The sequence below is a fragment of the Ketogulonicigenium robustum genome, assembly GCF_002117445.1.
In the GTDB taxonomy this organism is placed as follows: Bacteria; Pseudomonadota; Alphaproteobacteria; order Rhodobacterales; family Rhodobacteraceae; genus Ketogulonicigenium; species Ketogulonicigenium robustum.
Genome location: NZ_CP019938.1, coordinates 187,568 through 205,158, shown reverse-complemented (window position 1 = coordinate 205,158; position 17,591 = coordinate 187,568). Strand labels below are relative to the sequence as shown.

General features: G+C 65.9%; 16 protein-coding genes. 1 reads left to right on the top strand and 15 read right to left on the bottom strand.

Annotation, left to right across the window (positions count from 1 at the left end):
- Nucleotides 1-69 precede the first annotated feature (69 nt).
- From BVG79_RS13100 to BVG79_RS13090, 3 genes are read right to left on the bottom strand one after another with little or no spacing between them, the layout of a single operon-like run.
- Nucleotides 70-1,809 (bottom strand): acetyl/propionyl/methylcrotonyl-CoA carboxylase subunit alpha, encoded by a 1,740-nt coding sequence (locus BVG79_RS13100; protein ID WP_085787558.1) that lies wholly within the window; start codon nucleotides 1,807-1,809, stop codon nucleotides 70-72.
- The gene (locus tag BVG79_RS13095; RefSeq protein WP_085787557.1) at nucleotides 1,806-3,353 is read right to left on the bottom strand and encodes a 5-oxoprolinase subunit B/C family protein; all 1,548 of its coding nucleotides are present in this window, start codon (nucleotides 3,351-3,353) and stop codon (nucleotides 1,806-1,808) included. Before BVG79_RS13095 ends, BVG79_RS13100 begins: the two co-directional genes overlap by 4 nt.
- Complete coding sequence (locus tag BVG79_RS13090; RefSeq protein WP_085787556.1) at nucleotides 3,350-4,102, bottom strand: LamB/YcsF family protein; 753 nt, start codon at nucleotides 4,100-4,102, stop codon at nucleotides 3,350-3,352. Before BVG79_RS13090 ends, BVG79_RS13095 begins: the two co-directional genes overlap by 4 nt.
- Before the next feature lie 78 nt (nucleotides 4,103-4,180).
- On the opposite strand from BVG79_RS13090, the gene BVG79_RS13085 reads away from it, so the two are divergent.
- Nucleotides 4,181-4,846 carry a GntR family transcriptional regulator gene (locus tag BVG79_RS13085; RefSeq protein ID WP_085787555.1) on the top strand — a complete coding sequence of 222 codons (666 nt, stop codon included), beginning with the start codon at nucleotides 4,181-4,183 and terminating at the stop codon, nucleotides 4,844-4,846.
- On the opposite strand, the gene BVG79_RS13080 is transcribed toward BVG79_RS13085, so the two are convergent.
- From BVG79_RS13080 to mbhE, 12 genes are all read right to left on the bottom strand, one after another.
- Complete coding sequence (locus tag BVG79_RS13080) at nucleotides 4,839-6,539, bottom strand: M14 family metallopeptidase (RefSeq protein ID WP_085787554.1); 1,701 nt, start codon at nucleotides 6,537-6,539, stop codon at nucleotides 4,839-4,841. The two genes, BVG79_RS13085 and BVG79_RS13080, sit on opposite strands and share 8 nt — an antisense overlap.
- Nucleotides 6,536-7,375, bottom strand: a complete 840-nt coding sequence (locus BVG79_RS13075) for an ABC transporter permease (protein WP_085787553.1) — start codon at nucleotides 7,373-7,375, stop codon at nucleotides 6,536-6,538. The genes BVG79_RS13080 and BVG79_RS13075 overlap by 4 nt, the downstream gene beginning before the upstream one ends.
- A 2-nt stretch (nucleotides 7,376-7,377) precedes the next feature.
- Entirely contained in the window at nucleotides 7,378-8,301 is a 924-nt protein-coding gene (locus tag BVG79_RS13070) for an ABC transporter permease (RefSeq protein WP_085787552.1), read from the bottom strand.
- Nucleotides 8,302-8,367: 66 nt separating this feature from the next.
- On the bottom strand, nucleotides 8,368-9,885 hold the full coding sequence (locus BVG79_RS13065) for an ABC transporter substrate-binding protein (RefSeq protein ID WP_085787592.1): 1,518 nt from the start codon (nucleotides 9,883-9,885) through the stop codon (nucleotides 8,368-8,370).
- Between the two features lie 37 nt (nucleotides 9,886-9,922).
- A complete protein-coding gene (locus tag BVG79_RS13060; protein WP_085787551.1) occupies nucleotides 9,923-11,752 on the bottom strand; it encodes an ABC transporter ATP-binding protein in 1,830 nt (609 codons plus the stop codon).
- Between the two features lie 182 nt (nucleotides 11,753-11,934).
- On the bottom strand, nucleotides 11,935-12,228 hold the full coding sequence (mnhG, locus tag BVG79_RS13055) for a monovalent cation/H(+) antiporter subunit G (RefSeq protein ID WP_085787550.1): 294 nt from the start codon (nucleotides 12,226-12,228) through the stop codon (nucleotides 11,935-11,937).
- Complete coding sequence (locus tag BVG79_RS13050) at nucleotides 12,221-12,517, bottom strand: MrpF/PhaF family protein (protein WP_085787549.1); 297 nt, start codon at nucleotides 12,515-12,517, stop codon at nucleotides 12,221-12,223. The genes mnhG and BVG79_RS13050 overlap by 8 nt, the downstream gene beginning before the upstream one ends.
- Complete coding sequence (locus BVG79_RS13045) at nucleotides 12,514-12,987, bottom strand: Na+/H+ antiporter subunit E (protein ID WP_085787548.1); 474 nt, start codon at nucleotides 12,985-12,987, stop codon at nucleotides 12,514-12,516. The genes BVG79_RS13050 and BVG79_RS13045 overlap by 4 nt, the downstream gene beginning before the upstream one ends.
- Nucleotides 12,984-14,501, bottom strand: a complete 1,518-nt coding sequence (locus tag BVG79_RS13040) for a Na+/H+ antiporter subunit D (protein ID WP_085787591.1) — start codon at nucleotides 14,499-14,501, stop codon at nucleotides 12,984-12,986. Before BVG79_RS13040 ends, BVG79_RS13045 begins: the two co-directional genes overlap by 4 nt.
- A complete protein-coding gene (locus BVG79_RS13035; protein ID WP_085787547.1) occupies nucleotides 14,501-14,872 on the bottom strand; it encodes an NADH-quinone oxidoreductase subunit K in 372 nt (123 codons plus the stop codon). The genes BVG79_RS13040 and BVG79_RS13035 overlap by 1 nt, the downstream gene beginning before the upstream one ends.
- Nucleotides 14,872-15,273, bottom strand: coding sequence for an MnhB domain-containing protein (locus BVG79_RS13030; RefSeq protein WP_085787546.1), 402 nt, complete (start codon nucleotides 15,271-15,273; stop codon nucleotides 14,872-14,874). Before BVG79_RS13030 ends, BVG79_RS13035 begins: the two co-directional genes overlap by 1 nt.
- Complete coding sequence (gene mbhE / locus BVG79_RS13025; RefSeq protein ID WP_157115753.1) at nucleotides 15,270-17,492, bottom strand: hydrogen gas-evolving membrane-bound hydrogenase subunit E; 2,223 nt, start codon at nucleotides 17,490-17,492, stop codon at nucleotides 15,270-15,272. The genes BVG79_RS13030 and mbhE overlap by 4 nt, the downstream gene beginning before the upstream one ends.
- Between the last annotated feature and the right edge of the window lie 99 nt (nucleotides 17,493-17,591).

Here is a 17,591-nt window from a genome sequence, read left to right as displayed (position 1 = left end):
AAGCGATTTTCAAATTTTGGATCAAATTCGCGCGAGGGCGTGCGCGCCGCCCCGAGGGGCGGCGGCGTGTTATTGCAAGGTGCCGATGGGCTGGCCCTGCGCGAGCGGCTGGCCTTGTGCGGCCTGCTGGTGCAGGCGGCCGGCGGTGGGGGCGGTGATTTCCACCTCCATCTTCATGGCTTCGATGATGGCGACGGGGGTGCCCGCCGCGACTGCCGTGCCGTCGGCGACAATCCAGCGCGCAAGGGTGCCGGCCATTGGGGCCGTGATGGTGTTGGCGGGGGGCGCAGGCTGTTCGGCGGGCGCGGCTGTGGTGGCGGGTGCGGGGGATGTGCCGATTTTGGCCGCGATGCGGGACAGCAGGTCGGGGCCGATGGCGATGTCGTGCTGTTGGCCGTCGATTTCGATGCGGCCGCGCACCACGGCCTTGTCGGCTGGGGTGACGCGCAGCGCGCTGGCAAGGTCGTCGGCGAAGTCGGTTTCGATCCAGCGGGTGTGCACAGCGAAGGGCGCGCTGCCGTTGAAGTCGGGCGCGTTCAGCACGGCGCGGGCGAAGGGCAGGACGGAGGCGACGCCCTCGATATGGAATTCGGCGAGGGCGCGGCGCGCGCGGGCGAGGGCGATGTCACGCGTGGGGCCGGTGACGATCAGCTTGGCCATCAGCGAGTCAAACGCGCCCGCGACGCTGTCGCCCGCCGCCACGCCGCTATCGAGGCGGATGCCGGGGCCTGCGGGGGTGTCGAACCGCGTGATCGGGCCGGGGGTGGGCAGGAAGCCGCGGCCCGGGTCTTCGGCGTTGATGCGGAATTCGATGGCGTGGCCGGTGGGCGCGGGGGTGTCGGTGATCGACAGCGGCAGGCCCTGCGCGATGCGGAACTGTTCGGCGACTAGGTCGAGGCCGGTGGTTTCCTCGGTCACGGGGTGTTCGACCTGCAGGCGGGTATTCACCTCGAGGAAGCTGACGAGGCCGTCGGCGCCCAGCAGGAATTCGACCGTGCCCGCGCCGCGGTAGCCAGCGGCTTTGCAGATGTCGCGTGCGGCGGTGGCGATGCGGGTTTCGATGGCGGGGGGCAGGAAGGGGGCGGGGGCTTCCTCGATCAGTTTTTGGTTGCGCCGCTGCAGCGAGCAGTCGCGCAGGCCCACGACCACGACATTGCCGTGGGTGTCGGCGATGACCTGCGCCTCGACGTGGCGGGGGCGGTCGAGGAAGCGTTCGACGTAGCAGGCGCCGTTGCCGAAGGCGGTGGTCGCCTCGCTGGTGGCGGCGGCGAACATGTCGTCGATTTCGGAGGCGTCGCGTACGATGCGCATGCCGCGCCCGCCGCCGCCCGCTGCGGCCTTGATGGCGATGGGCAGGCCGTGGTCGCGGACGAAGGCACGGATGTCGTCACCAGTTGCGACAGGGCCGTCGGTGCCGGGCACCAGCGGCGCGCCGACCGATGTGGCAATCTGGCGGGCGGCGATTTTGTCGCCCAGTTGGGTGATGGCGGCGGGGGGCGGGCCGATCCAGACCATGCCAGCCGCCTCGACCGCGCGGGCGAAGTCGGCGTTTTCGGACAGGAAGCCATAGCCCGGGTGAACGGCATCGGCACCTGCGCGTTTGGCGATCGCCAGCAGGGCGGGGATGTTCAGGTAAGTTTGCGCGGGCGTGGTGCCCGGCAGCGCATAGGCGGCATCGGCATGGCGCACGAAAAGCGCGTCGGCGTCGGGGTCGGCGTAGACGGCGATGGCGTTGAGGCCGGTGTCGTGGCAGGCCCTGACGATGCGCAGGGCGATTTCGCCGCGGTTGGCGATCAGGACGTTTTTCATGGTGTGGTCGCGTCTTTCGTAGGGGGGGTAGGGCGGAAGCGGACCTGCGCGCCGGGAGGCAGCTGCGCGGCAAGGTCGAGGTGGTGGGGGGCGACGACCGCGATGACGGGGTAGCCGCCCGTCAGCGGATGGTCGGCGAGGAAGAGGACGGGCTCGCCGCTGTGGGGCACTTGGATAGCGCCTTTGGTGGCCCCCTCGCTGGGCAGTTCGCGGGTGTCGGGGCGCGTCAGCGGGTGGTCGGCGTGCAGACGTTTGCCGACGCGGCTGGACTGGGGGGTGACGTCCCAGATTTGGGTGGTCAGTCGGGCCACCGTTTCGGGGGGGAACCAGTCGTCGCGCGGGCCCATGATGATGTCGATTTCGGTTACGGTGCCGCTGCGCGGCAGGGCGGGCGGCGTGATGAAGGCGACAGGCGCGGCATGGGCCTGCGCCAGCGCGAGGCAATGGGGTGCGGTGATCGGAGCGGGGCCGATTTGCGCGAGCGTATCGGTTGCGGCGCTGCCAAGGACGCTGGGCACGCGAAAGCCGCCGCGCACCCCGATGTAGCCATAAAGGCCGCTGTCCGGTGGCAGAAGTTCGACGGTGTCGCCTGCGTCAATCGCGATGGGGTGGTGCGAGGGCACGGGCGCGCCGTTGACAGTGACGGTGCGGGTTGCGCCGGTGACGCCGATCACGCAGGGGCCGTCGAATGACAGGCGGGTGCCGCCGCCCAGCACCTCGAGCGCGGGGGTGCTGGCGGGGTTGCCGAGCATATGGTTCAGCGCCCGCAGCGCGCCCGCGTCGGCCGCGCCCGAGGGGCCGATGCCTTGGTCGATCAGGCCCGCGCGGCCCAGATCTTGCAGCAGTAGCGGCAGCGGGGTGGCGGTAATATGCATGCCCGTGGTGGCCACGGGTTCAGGGGTGGGGGCGGGCGGCGCGGGGCGGGTGTATGGGCGCTGGACGAAATGCACGCGGTCGCCCGGGCGCAGCAGCGCGGCGGGGGTGCGGGTCAGGTCGAACATCGGCAGCTGCGTGGTGCCGATGATTTGCCAGCCGCCGGGGCTGGCTTTGGGGTAGACGCCGGCGAATTGGCCCGCCAGCGCGACCGCCCCTGCCGGAATGGCCGTGCGGGGGGTGGTGCGGCGCGGCACCGTCAGCGCGGGATCGCCGCCGCAGAGGTAGGAAAACCCCGGGGCAAAGCCGTTGAACGCCACGCGCCACGGGGTAGCGGTGTGGCGGGTGATGACTTCGGCAACCGTCAGACTGGTGAGGGCGGCGACTTCGGCGAGGTCTTGGCCGTCGTAGGTGACGGGGATTTCGATGTCGCGGCCCTGTGTTTGGAAGGTCGCGGTCGTATCGCGCTGGCTGATGATACCCGCGATCTGCGCGGCGGTGGTGCGGGTGCGGTCAAAGGTGACGAGGATGGTTTGCGCGGCGGGCAGCAGTTGGGTGACGCCGGCGATGGGCGCGCGCCGCAGGGCGGCGAACAGCGCCAGAGTTTCGTCGAGGCTGTCGAGCTGCACCAAGATGGCGTCGGCACCGACGGGGAGGATATGCGGTGTCATGCGGTAGCGGGCTGTAGGGGGATGGCGTTTTGGTCGAACAGGGCGCGGATGGTGCGGGCCATAGCGACCGCATCGGGGCTGTCGCCATGGACGCAGATGGATTGCGCGGCGATGGGCACCTCGGTGCCGTCGATTGCGCTGATAGTGCCGTGCTGTGCAAAGTGCAGCATGCGGGCGGCGATCTGGGCGGGATCGTGCAGCACGGCGCCGGGCAGGCGACGCGATAGCAGCCGCCCCTCGGGGGTGTAGGCGCGGTCGGCGAAGGCCTCGCAGATGACGGTGAGGCCGGCGGCGCGGGCCAGCGCGACGATCGGGGCGCCCGCCAGCGCCATCAGCGGCAGCGCGGGGTCATAGGCGCGGATGGCAGCGATAACGGCATCGGCCTGCGGGCCCCCTTCGGCGATGGTGTTATAAAGTGCGCCGTGCGGTTTGACGTAGCGCACGCGCGTGCCCGCCGCTTGCGCCAGCCCCGCCAGCGCGCCCAGTTGGTAGATGACATCGGCGGTCAGATCGGGCGCGGGGATGTCTATCGGGCGGCGGCCGAAGCCCGCCAGATCGCGGTAGCCGACATGCGCGCCCACCGCCACGCCCTGCGCGGCCGCCGTGCGCAGCGTTTGCAAGATGCCGATGGGGTCGCCCGCGTGAAAGCCGCAGGCGATATTGGCCGAGGTGACGATCTGCAGCATTGCCGCATCGTCACCCAGCGTCCATGCGCCGAAGCCTTCGCCCATATCGCTGTTCAGATCCATGTCGGTCCCTTATTGTGCGGCAAACGCCTGTGGCCTATCGCTGTGGTCTGTGCCACATCGGGGCGATAGGTGCAGTGGATGGTATTGATGCAGGCTGTTACGACCCTTGCCGAAAAGGTCGCGCATGATATTCGCGCGTTGCTGACGCATGGCGCGTTGCGACCCGGGCAGAAGTTGTCCGAGGCGGGCTTGGCCGAGCGGTTGTGCGTCTCGCGCAATACGCTGCGCGAGGCGTTTCGTTTGCTGACCAAGGACGGGTTGCTGCGCCACGAGGCGAACCGCGGTGTGTTTGTGTCGGTTCCTACGGCGGCTTCGATCATCGATATTTACCGTGTGCGCCGCGTGATTGAATGTGCCGCGCTGCGCACGGGGTACGCCCAGCACCCTGCGGTGGGGCGGATGGCCGATGCCGTGCAGCATGCCAAAGATTTGCGCGCCGCGCGCGATTGGGTGGGTGTGGGCAGCGCGAACATGGATTTTCATGCCGCGATTGTCGAGCTGGCCGACAGCCCGCGTTTGGGCGCCTTTTACGGCAACATCGCCGCCGAGCTGCGCTTGGCGTTCGGTTTGCTGGAGGAGCCCGAGGTGATGCATGCGCCCTTTATTCCCATGAACGACGAGTTGGTCGGCTTGATGCAGCGCGGCCAGTCCGAGGAGGCCGCGCGCCGGTTGGATCAGTATCTTGTCCGATCCGAGCGATCGGTTCTGGCGTCGTTTTCGCGCCTGTCGGCTGCCGCTAGCTAAGCGGCAGCGAGGGCGCGAGGCGTTGCCATGCGGCATGCGCTGACAGCACGGTTTGCATTTGTGCCGTATGGCCCGCGATGAATGCATCGCCGTAGACGGTTTCGTCGGGGTATTCGGTGATCAGCGTGAGCGGCACGCGGTGGCGATCGTCGCTGTGGACGTAGCACGGGAAGCCGTTGATCATCTCGAACCCCGTCTCGCCGGCGTGCAGTTCGTAGAGGGCGATTTGGCGGCGGTTATAGTCCGTCAGGCCGGGCACGTCGCCAAGATCGCGCGTGACGGCGTCGATCAGCTTGCGCGCGGTATCGGCAAAGGCGGGGTGGTGGCGCAACACGAGGAAGAACCCCTTTGGCACCGTCCACATGGCGAAGTTGCGCGGGACGTAGCCCGAGAGCGGGCGCGTCCATTCATGCGCGGGGTAGCCGTGCAGGTTGACGTGCAGCAGTGCGCCGCTGCGGTTTTCAGCCTCGATCCGGATGGCTTTTTCGTAATAGGTTTCGGGGTTTTCGCGGTATTCCAGATCGTCCCCCAGCGCGGTGTAGCGCGCGGCGTGGTGCATGTGGCGCGGGTTATCGGCGCACAGCAGCCCGTGCAGGGCATAGCCGTCAGGGTTTTCAAGGGGCGAGATCGTGAAGCTGCCACCCGCCGCGCGCAGGCGGTTTGCGGCGCGCAGGGCGCCGACGATGCCGGTCGTCTCGTTGGCGTGCTGGCCGGCCGAGATCATCACGGGGTAGCCCGCGCCCGCGACATAGCTGGCATCGACCGTGCGCCCCGAGCGGGTTTGTGCGGTGAAGGGCGTGCCGCCAAGGGCCGCCAGCGTGTCGCGGACTTGGGCGACGGGCAGCGCGGCTGCGGCGGTTTCCAGCGGTTGGGGCGCGCCAGCGCGGTCGACGGTGGTCAGAGGTTGCAGCGTGACGTTGATGCTGGGCGCTACGCCGGTGCGCACCACAGGGACGATTTGTCCCGGTTGCAGGTGGCGGTCCCCCAAGGGGCGGCCCGAGTGGCGCTGGAACACCTCGAGTAGCGAGAAGTAAATTTCCTCGTGCATCGCCTCGGTCAGGCTGATGACTTCGTCATCATAGGGCAGGGGTTCGTCAGCGGCGGGCAGGGTGACGTCGATTACCAGCTGGTCGAAATAGGGTTCTGCCTGCGGCCACGGGTAGGCTTTGATGCTGGCGATCAGGCCGGTGAAGATCTGTTCGTAGTCGGTCTCGTACGGGGCGTCGTCGACCCAGCCGCAGGGGGACAGCAGCGTTTCGCCCACGTGGTCGATGTGTTCGCGGTTGGGCGCAAAGACGCGGTGGGTTTCGGGGCCTTCGGGGTAGGTCAGCGTGACATCGTAGTGCAGATCTGCCGTGCCGGGGGCGAAGGTTGGCTGCACGGGCAGCAGCGCGCCCAGCGGGTAGCTTTCCAGCAAGAAGCGGTTGGCGACCGCGCCGGGGTGGACGGGGTATGTGATGGCGGCGGCGGTAAAGCCGGGGCGCGCGTCCTCGAGGAAGAAGTGGACGAGGGGCTTGTAGGCCGAGCGGACTTTGGCGGCGATGCCGAGGGCGGCAAGGGCGGCCTCGGCCGCCTGGCGGGCGGGGCGGTCGTCGAATGTCCAGATGGCGACGCTGGCGGGTTTAGACTGCGCAAGCGCGGCGGTCAGTTGGTCCAACGTGCGGGCGGGGGATGCGCTGTAGATCTGGGTCATCGGGTGGTTCTTCCAGTGGGGTCGAGGTGGTCGCGCAGCCAGTCGCCCAGCAGGTTCAGGCCCAGCACCGTCAGCAAGATGGCGAGGCCGGGGAAGACGCTGACCCACCATGCCGATTGCAGGTAGGTGCGGCCATCGGCCAGCATGCCACCCCAGCTGGGGATGGTGGGGTCGACGCCAAGGCCGAGGAAGGTCAGGCTGCTTTCCAGCAAGATGTTGTTTGCCACGTTCAGCGTCATCAGCACGACGACGGGGCCCATCAGGTTGGGCAGGATGTGGCTGAAGATGATGTTGCGGTTTTTCACGCCGATGGCGCGGGCGGCCAGCACGAATTCACGTTCGCGCAGCGCCAGCACCTGTGCGCGCACCACGCGGGCGTATTGCACCCATTGCGATACGATCAGCAGGATGATGGTATTCGTCAGGCTGCCGCCGATGACCGCGATGACGGTAATGGCCAGCAAGATGAACGGTAGCGCCAGTTGCACATCGGCAAAGCGCATCACGATGACATCCCAGATGCCGCGATAGTAGCCCGCGACCAGCCCGAGGATCACCCCAAGGACGACCGAGCCGAGCACCGAGGTAAAGCCGACCAGCAGTGAGATGCGTCCGCCAGCCACCACGCGGGCCAGCACGTCGCGGCCGAGCGGATCGGTGCCGAAGATGTGATCCATGCGTGTAAACGGGGCCACAAGCCGTGCCATAAGGTCAATTTTGCCGACATCGGGGAAGATCCACCCCGATAACAGCACGGCGCCGCCGATGATCAGCGTGAGGCCCGCGCCGAGGATGAGCTCGAGGCTGAGAAAGCGTGATTTGGTCTGGGTTGTCATGCTTACTCCGTGCGGATGCGGGGGTCGATCAGGCCGTAGGCGATGTCGACCAATAGGTTCACGGCGACGATCATGGTCGACAGAACCATGATGACCGATTGCAGCACGGGGTAGTCGCGCGATGCGACGGCGTCGAAGGCCAGTGTGCCCATGCCGGGCCAGTTGAAGACGCGCTCGACCACGACGATGCCGCCCAGCAGGCCGCCGAATTGCACGCCCATATAGGTGATCAGTGGGATGGCGCAGTTGCGCAGCGCGTGTTTATAGAGGACTTTGTTCTCACTCAGCCCTTTGGCGCGGGCGACGGTAATGTATTGTGCGTTCAGCACTTCCAGCATCGAGGTGCGCACAAGGCGGACGTTGGTTGCGGTCAGGATGACGCCCATCGTCAGCGCGGGCATGACGAACGACAGCGGGCCGTTCATGCCGCTGGGCGGTAGCAAGTGCAGCGTGATCGAGAACAGCAGCACCATCATGGTCGCCAGCCAGAAGTTGGGAAATGACAGCCCGATCAGCGAGACGACGCGGATTGTCTGGTCTTCCCATTTGCCGCGGCGCACGGCCGCGCGGATGCCCAGCGGGATCGACAGCGCAATCGAGACGGCCATGGCCGTAAAGGCCAGTGCCAGCGTGGCAGGCAGCGCGGTTTTGATCAAGGTTGCCACGGGCGTGCCGCCCATGAAGCTGCGGCCGAAGTCCCAGGTGAACAGACCCGACAGGGTTTGCAGGTATTGAGTGAGGAACGGCTGGTTCAGGCCGAGACCCTCGCGGATGCGGGCCAGATCTGCCTCGGTGATATTGGTGGCGCCTGATGCGATCATCAGCGCGGGGTCGCCCGACAGGCGGACTGCAAAGGCGACCAGCAGCGTCACCACAACGATGACGAAGGCCGATTGCAGCAGTCGTTTAAAAAGAAATCCGGCCATACCGCCCGTTCCAGCTATTCAGATGTGGCCTGCCCCCAAGGGGGACAGGCCGGTTGTTGGTGAAGGTTATTCGACCCAGACTTCGTTCAGCTTCAGGCGGCTGTCGGGGGCGGGGACGAAGCCTTTGACGCGGTTGTTGATCGCGTAAATGGCGTTCAGGTTATAAAGCGGCATCTCCAGTGCACGATCGGCCGCATAGCGAGCGATGGATTGCAGCAATTCCTCTCGGCGCAGGGTGTCGGTCAGCGGGCGCTGTTCTTCCAGCATGGCGTCGAGTTCGGGGTCGACGTCATAGGGGTTCCACTTTTCGCCCGAGTGATACATCGAGTAAGCGGTGTTGTCGTAGTCGAACGTCCAGCCGCCCCAGCTTTGCTGGAACATCGCGCCGGTTTTACCCTGCGGGATGATGTCGTTCAGCAGCACGTTGGTTTCATACGGTTGGATGGTGGCGTTGATACCAACACCTGCAAGGTAGGCCGAAACAGCCTGCGCCACTTCGTTGAAGGTCGCATCGTTGCCGCGCACGTCAATTTGCACCGAAGCGCCCGGTTGGACGCCAGCTTCGGCCAGCAGGGCTTGCGCGCCAGCGGGATCGAAGGGGATTTCGGCCAGATCGCCGTCAAAGCCAAACGAAGCCGGCCCTTGGAACGAGGCGATGGTAGTGGCTTGGCCGCCGAGGATCGCATCGACGATGGTTTGACGGTCGACCGCCATGATCAGCGCGCGGCGCACACGTTCGTCGGCGGTGATGCCGTCACGTGTGTTGAAGCGCAGGGCGTAGACTGTCGGGCCGGGGGTGCTGACGATCGAGAGGTTGTTGTTTGCCTCGATCGTGGGGATCATGCCGATCGGAATGGTCGGGGGAATGACCAGATCGACGTTGCCGGCTTGCAGTTCGGCGACGGCGGTCGCGGGTTCGGTGATGAAGCGGTAGTCGATTTCCGACAGGCGCGGCGCGCCGCCCCAATAGTCGGGGTTGGCTTCCAGTTTTACGCCGATGCGCGGCTCGTACGATGTCATCTTGAACGGGCCGGTGCCGACGGGGGCGTTGTTAAAGGCCTCGTCGCCGACTTCGGCGTAGTATTGCGGCGGAATGATCATCGCGCCGTAGCCGGCCAGTTTGGTCAGCAGCACAGGGTCGGCGGCGTTCAGGTGGAAGTCGACGGTATAGTCGTCGATCACTTCGACACTGTCGATCACCATGTAGTTCGAGCGTTGCGGCCCAGCGGCGCCAACCTCGCCCAGCAGGCGGTCGAAGGTGAATTTGACGGCGGCGGCGTTGAAGGGCTCGCCATTGTGGAACTTCACGCCCTCGCGCAGGGTGAAGCGGATGGTTTTACCGTCTTCGGCGACGTCCCATGCGGTGGCAAGGCCGGGGACCAGCACCATGTCGGGGCCGCGGTAGGTCAGGCCCTCGAAGAGGTTGGTGGCGACCGACGACCAGTTCACCAGAAACGTGTCGATCGGGTCCCAGTTGCCCGGGTCTTGCGGCGAGGAAATCGTCAGCTTGCCTTCGGCCATCGCCGGTGCGGCAAAGCCCATGGCCGTCAGCGCAAGGGCCAGCGCGGTGAGTGTTTTTCTCATTTTGGTGTCCTGTTGGTCGTTGTTCGGTCGCAGTTCGTTAGTGGCGGGCGACAAGATGGCCGGGGGCCACTTCGTCGTAGATGGCGGGCGTGGGCGCATCGCCGACGACGCGCATGGTCGAGGGGATCTCGCCTTCGAGCGCTTTGCGGTCGGGGCGGACGGTGGGGTCGGCGATGGGCACGGCAGACAGCAGGCGGCGCGTGTAGGGGTGTTGCGGGTTTTCGAACACCTGTGCGCGTGTGCCGATTTCGACAATCTGGCCCAAGTAGAGCACGGCGACGCGGTGGCTCATTTTCTCGACCACGGCCATGTCGTGGCTGACGAAAAGATAGGCCAGGCCTTCGTCTTTTTGCAGGTCCATGAACAGGTTGATGACCTGCGCCTGAATGGAGACGTCGAGCGCCGAGAGGGATTCATCGGCGATGATCAGGCGCGGGCGGCTGGCGAGGGCGCGGGCGATGCAGACGCGCTGGCGCTGCCCGCCCGAGAATTGGTGCGGGTAGCGCGTTGCGACCGACGCGGGCAGGCCGACGCGTTCCAGCAGTTCCCCCACGCGCTGAACGATGGCTTTGTCGTTATCCAGCAGGCCGTGCGTACGCAACGGCTCGGCAATCGACCAGCCCACCGTTTTGCGCGGGTCGAGCGAGGCGAAGGGGTCTTGGAAGATATACTGGATGTCGCGCCGCAGGGCCTGCCGCTGGGCAAGGGGCATTTTCGACATCGGTTGCTGGTCGAACAGCACATCGCCTGTGGTCGGGGGCGTTAACTGCATGATCGTGCGGGCGATGGTGGATTTGCCCGATCCGCTTTCGCCGACCAGCGCCAGCGTCTCGCCGGGGTAGATCTGGAAGCTGGTGTTGGTGACAGCGGGGCAGTAGTGTGTGGTGCGGCCCAGCCAGTTTTTCTTTAGTGTGAAGGACACCGATAGGTTCTGCACGTCGATTAGCGGCGCGCCGTCGCGGCGGGCGGTGTCTTGCTGGCGACGCTCGCCCACCAGTTTAGGGGCACCGTCTTCCAGCACGGTCAGGGGAAGGCGCAAGGGCAGGGGCTCGCCCGTCATTTGACCAAGGCGCGGTACGGCAGACAGCAGCGTGCGGGTATAAGGGTGTTGCGGGTTCGCGAAGATCTCGGCAACGGGGCCTTCCTCGACCTTTTTGCCCTTCCACATGACGACAACTTCGTCCGCGATTTCGGCGACGACGCCCATATCGTGCGTGATGAAGACAATCGACATGCCGAATTCGGCTTGCAGGTCGCGCAGGATTGTCAAGATCTGGGCCTGAATCGTCACATCAAGCGCGGTGGTGGGTTCGTCGGCGATCAGCAGTTTGGGGCGGCAGGCCAGCGCCATCGCGATCATCACCCGCTGGCGCATCCCGCCCGACAGATGGTGCGGGTAGCGCCGCAGCATGCCTTTGGCATCGGGCAGGCGCACTAGCGATAGCAGGCGTTCGGCCTCGGCCAGGGCGGCGGGTTTGTCGAGGGCGGCGTGCAGCATCAGCACTTCGCAGATCTGGTCGCCGATGGTGAACACGGGGTTAAGCGAGGTCATCGGTTCTTGGAAGATCATGCTGATCTGGTTGCCGCGGATCGCGCGGGCCTTGTCCTGATCGATCGACAGCAGGTCGATTTGCCCGTCGGCGCTGGCAAACATGATTTTGCCGCTAGTGTAATGCGCGCCCGCAATGTCGGCCAGCCGCATGATCGAGAGGGAGGTCACGCTTTTGCCCGAGCCGCTTTCGCCCACGACGGCGACGGTTTTGCCGTGGGGGACGGTAAAGGACAGGTTTTCAATCACGGGGGTATCGCCGAAGGCGACGCCGAGGTCGGTGACCGAAAGAAGCGGGTGGTCGTGCGTGTCCTTCATCGGGGCCCTTCGGTACAGACAGAATGCGCGGATTGCGGCGTTTGCTGCAAAACCAGACGGACTCATGCTATAATCGACCGGGATGTCAAGAACGGTTGGCTCGTTTTGTGGGGTGATCCGTTATAAATTGTTCAACAATTATTCCTGTGATGAAATTTGTGTCACATGCCTGCCCATGGACATCAGGGTGATTTGCGCTTTGCGTTGCGGCGGGCGGCAGCGCGCGCCAGCAGGTGCGCACCGATGGGAGCTGTCAGAAACAGGAACGCGATGGCGATGATTGCGCGGCTGGCAGCGCTGAGGGTGCCGCCATCAAGCGCCGCCGCGATGAGAGCGAGCGAACCCGCGAGGCTGCCCACCTTGGAGCTGGCGTGCATGCGGGTGAGCGCATCTGGGAAGCGTAGCAGCCCGAGGCCGGCCGCTATGGCGAAGCCGCCCGTCAGCAGCGCGAGGAGGCCGATGGTGATCTCAAGCATCGGGGTCACCGCGATGTGCCACCTGTTCGGCGTAGCGGGCGAAGGCCAGTACCGAGATGAAGCTGACCAGCGCCAGCGCGACCGCGATGTCGAGGAAGGCATCGGAGCCTGCTTTGACGGCATAGAGCCCGCAGATGGCGATGACGGCGGTGGTGATCATGTCGATAGCAACGATGCGGTCGACCAGCGTCGGCCCTTTGGCCAGACGCACAAAACTGAGGCAGAGCGCGATGGCGATGCAGGTCAGGCCGATGGCAAGGCAGCCGTGCATGAAGCTTGTCGGGGTCATGTGCCAAATACCTTTCTGACGCGGTGTTCCATTCCTGCCTTGAGTTCAGCGACGAGGGCCGCTTCGTCGGTGGCGTAGATTGCGTGGATGAGGAGGAAGCTGCGGTCGGCGGCGACATCGAGGGTGAGGGTCCCCGGTGTCAGGGTGATGAGGTTGGCGAGCAGGAAAATTTCGGCGTCCGACCGCACGTCGAGCGGCATGCGGACAATCGCCGGGTGGATGTTCGGGCGGGGCGCGATGCAGTCGCGCGCGACGAGAATGCAGGATTTGACCAGCTCGACGATAAAAAATCCGGCGAGCGCCAGCACGGCGGGCACAGCGCGGAAGTAGTGCGGGGCAAGCAACCCCCGCGCCAGCCAGAGCGCCGCGAACCCCAGCGCAAAGCCCCCCGCAAGGGTGAGCAGCGTGAAGCTGTTCCACAGCGTTGCCCAGATGACCGCGAGCAGGATGTTCAGAAAAAAGAGCGTCATGGTTGCCCACTTGCGGCCTGTTGCGGGCCGAGGACTGCCTCGAGATATGCGGCGGGGTTCAGCAGTTGGTCGGCCCCTGTGGTGGCGAAGGCCAGAAACGGCGCGGGAAAAAGGCCGATGCCGACCGTCAGCGCCCCAAGCACGGTGATGGGGGCCAGCATGTGGGCGCGCTCGCGCTTGTTCAGGCGCGCGAAGGTGGGGGTGCGGCCATCTGGGTGGGGTTTCCAGAAGGCCTCGGCCCAGATTTTGGTCATCGAGAAGATTGTCAGCAGGCCGACCAGCAGCGCGACGGCGGCGATCAGCCATGCCTGCAGGTCAAGCGCGGCGCGCACGATGACGAACTTGGCCCAGAACCCCGACAGCGGCGGGAAACCCGCCAGCGAAAAGGCCGGGATGAGGAACAGGGCCGCCAGCAGCGGTGCGCTGCGGTAAAGCCCGCCAATCGCGCCGAGGTCGGACCCGCCGGTCAGGCGCTGCGCGACGCCTGCGATGAGAAAGAGGTTCGCCTTTACGATGATGTGGTGCAGCAGGTAGAAGACCGCCCCCATCAGCGCCAGCGGTGTGGCCAGTGCCAGCCCGAGGAGCATGTAGCCGATTTGGCTGACGATGTGGAACGATAGGATTTTGCGAAAGTCGCTTTGCGCAGCGGCGCCCAGAACGCCCGTGACCATCGTCAGCAGCGCCGACCAAAGCAGAATGTCGGCCAGCGCGCCCATATCGTGCGGGAAGACCAGCGTGAAGACGCGCAGCAGGGCATAGACGCCCACCTTTGTCAGCAGCCCTGCGAAGACGGCCGAGACCGCGTAATGCGGGGTGTGGTAGGCGGCGGGAAGCCAGAAGAACAGCGGGAAGACTGCAGCCTTCAGGCCGAATGCGACCATCAGCATCATGGCGATGACTGTCAGCCGTTCGGGGTTTGCGGTGCGGCTGACGGCAAGGTGCAGGTCGGCCATATTCAAGGTGCCGGTTGCGCCGTAAAGCAGCCCCGCCGCCCCGAGGAAAAGCACTGTCGAGATCAGGTTGAGGGTGACGTATTTCACCGCGCCGTCGATGGCGGCCTTGCGGCCGCTGATCACCAGCAGCCCGAACGAGGCAATGAGCATCACCTCGAACCAGACGTAGAGGTTGAAGAGGTCACCCGTGAGGAAAGCGCCCGTGACGCCGCCGAGCAGCGCCTGAAATAGCGTGTGATAGCCGTGGCGCGTTGATGTCGGGCCGATTTCGGCCATTGCCCAGATGGCGACGGCAAGGCCGATCAGCGCGGTGATGAAGACCATCGCCGCCGCCAGATAATCGGCGACCAGCGTGATGCCGAACGGTGCGGCCCATCCCCCGATCTGGCCCGCGATGACACCGTTTTGCAGCACGTTTGCCAGCAAGGCCACGGCGGCGGCCAGCGCGGCGGTCGAGCCTGCAACCGAGACCCATCTGGCCGCGATGCGGCGCGGCGCAACAAAGGCCAGCGCGGCCGTCGCAAACGGAATGAGGATGGGAAGGACGAGGAGCCAGACCATCATTTCGCCTTTGGTCCAGGAGGTTGCGGTTCGGCCAAGCGCATGCGGTCGACATCGAGGTGGCCGAAGGTGCGATAGGCGTGGATGGTCAGCGCCAGTGCAAAGGCAAAGAGGCCGAAGCCGATGACGATGGCAGTCAGCAGCAGCGCTTGGGGCAGGGCGTTCGCCATTTGCGCGGCAGGCAGCGCGCCGCCCGCCCCGAGCAGCGGGGGGCTGCCTGCCGTCAGCCGCCCTGCGGCCAGAATGGCCAGATTGATGCCGTTCGACAGCAGCAGCAGCCCGAACAGGAACCGCAGCAGGTTGCCCGACAGCATCAGCCAGACCGCGAGGGCCACTAGAAAGCCGGACAGAAGGGCGACGATCGTTTCCATCAGGACGTCTCCTCGAGGGTGAAAACCAGTGTCAGGATGGCACCGAAGACGGCGAGGTAGACGCCGATGTCGAACGCGAGGACGCTGGAGAGGGCGATGCCGTGCACAATTAGCCAAAGGCCGGTGAATGGGGCGAGGCCCGCAAGCCCCGATACCGCCCCCGACACCAGCGCAAGAATCATGCCCCAGACCCCGATCCGGCGCGGATCGGCGCGCAGGGCGGCGCGCGTTTGCGCGGTGTCGGTGGCAAAGCTGTAAAGGACGAAGCCCGCCACCCCGATCAGCCCTCCGATGAAGCCGCCGCCCGGGCTGTTATGCCCCCGCAGCAGCACATAAAGCGAGACCACCAGAAACAGCCCCGTCAGCAGCCGTGCCCCGACGCGCAGGATGAGCGAGTTCATGTGTTACGGCCCCTTTTGCGTTTCAGGACGGCGCGTGCGCCAAAGGCCGCCAGCAGGACGACGATCAGTTCGCCGAAGGTGTCGAAGGCGCGGAAGTCGACCAGGATGACGTTCACGATGTTCAGCCCGTGGGCGAGGGTGTAGGCGTTTTCCTCAAAATACGTGGTGATGTGCCGGTCAAGCGGGTGCGCGCCGATGGCCAGAATGGTTAGCGTGACGCCGACGCCGATGGTGGCGGCAAGGGCCGCGTGCAGGATTTGCCGGCGGCGGGTGCGGGTTTCTGCTACGGCGGGCAGGCGCAGCGCGCCGATGGCAAACAGCACCGCGGCGAGGGTTTCCACCATCAGCTGCGTTGTCGCCACGTCGGGCGCGCCGAAATAGAGGAAGATGACCGCAACGCCGATGCCGACGGTGCCAAGCCCCGCGATGGCCGCGATGCGCGAGCGCGTGGTCAGCGCGGCCACCCCGCCTGCGCCTGTCAGTGCTGCGATCAACCACAGGAACGGCGTGCCCGCGACGGCCGCGCTGATCTGGGGCTGCACGGCCAACACGGTGCCCGTGATCGCGCCCGCGATGACGATGAAGGTGACCAGCAAGTAGTCGGTCAGTCGCCCGGTTTGCAGCGCGCGCGTTTGCCACGCCGTCCCCGCTTTGAACGCGTCCAGCGCGCGATCCCAGCCTGTGTCAAAGCGCGGCAGGGCGGTGAAGATGGTGTCGAGCCAGCGCACGATGGGGGCCCGCAGCGCGAAGATCAGCGCGCCCGCCGCGAATGTCACCCCGCTGAGGAAGAGCGGCAGGTTCCACCCCGCCCAGAGGTGCAGCCCTGCCGCGCGTGGTTGTGCGAGGCTGGTGGTGAGGCTCGCCTCGATCAACGGGCCCAAGGTTTGCGGGGCGGCAAGGCCCGTCACCAGCCCGAGGGCCGCGAGCAGCAGCGGGCCGAGCAACATCGTCCACGGGGCCTCGTGCGCGGGGATGGGGGTTGGCTTGTCCGCGCCGAAAAAGGGGCGGATGGCGAGTGTGGCGGCGACGGCGACCATCAGCGCGTTTGCCGCCAGCGCCGCAGCTGTTGCAAGGCTGGCGGGGTGCAGCGTCAGTGCGCCGGCATAGAGGAGTTCTTTCGCGATCCATCCGACCAGCGGGGGCAGCCCTGCCATCGACGCCGCCGCCAGCACCGCCGCCAGCGCGGTCAGCGGCATCGCACGGCGCAGGCCGCCGAGGGCCGCGATCTGGCGTGTGCCGGTGCTGTGGTCGATCGCGCCGACGACCATGAACAGGGTGGCTTTATAAAGGGCGTGCGCGACAAGGAATGTCAGGGCCGCCGTCAGCGCGTAGGGGCCCGAGCCAGCCAGAAACAGCGTGATCGTGCCCAGTGCCATCAGCGTGGTATAGGCCAGCGCCTGCTTCATATCGCTTTGGCGCAGCGCAAGGACGGACGCAAGAACGGCGGTCGTCGCGCCGAGGGTGCCGAGTGTTATGCTCCATGCGGTTGTGTCTGCGAGCGTGGGGTGCAGCCGTGCCAGCAGGTAGACCCCCGCCTTCACCATCGTGGCCGAGTGGAGGTAGGCCGACACCGGCGTGGGGGCCGCCATCGCGTTTGGCAGCCAGAAGTGGAACGGGAATTGCGCCGATTTGGTAAACGCCCCCAGCAGCACGAGGATCAGGATGGCGGTGTAGTGCGGGTTGTTCTGTAGTCCCGGCCCGGACAGGATCTGCGCCAGATCGTAGCTGCCTGCTGCGGTTTCGATCAGGATGAACCCCGCCAGCAGCGCCAGCCCGCCCCCGGCGGTGATCAGCATGGCTTGCAGCGCGTTGCGCCGCGCTTGCGGGCTGTCGTGGTTGAAGCCGATCAGCAGGTAGCTGGTGACGCTGGTGAGTTCCCAAAACAGAAACAGCGTGATCAGGTCGCGCGCCATCACCAGCCCCAGCATCGCGATCATGAAGGCGAAGAGGGTGGCAATGAAGCCACGAAAGCGCGGGTGGTTGCCCATGTATCCGGTCGCATAGAGGAAGATCAGGCTGCCGATACCGCTGATCAGCAGCGCGAACAGCAGCGACAGCCCGTCGAGCATGAACGACAGGCGAATCCCTAGCGCGGGCGCCCAGTCGATTCCGAAAGTTGGTATCTGCCCCGAGGTGACGGCGGGCAGGTAGCTGGCCAGCACGGCGCAGATCAGGGCGACCAGCGCCGCTGCGCCGTAGCCGGCGAAGGTTCGTGTCATGGGGCGGCCTTGTGCGCGGGTGATCACATCGGGCTGTTAAAACATGTTCGCCAAACGGGGGGGAAATTGATATTATGGATAAAAGTGATAGCCGTGGGC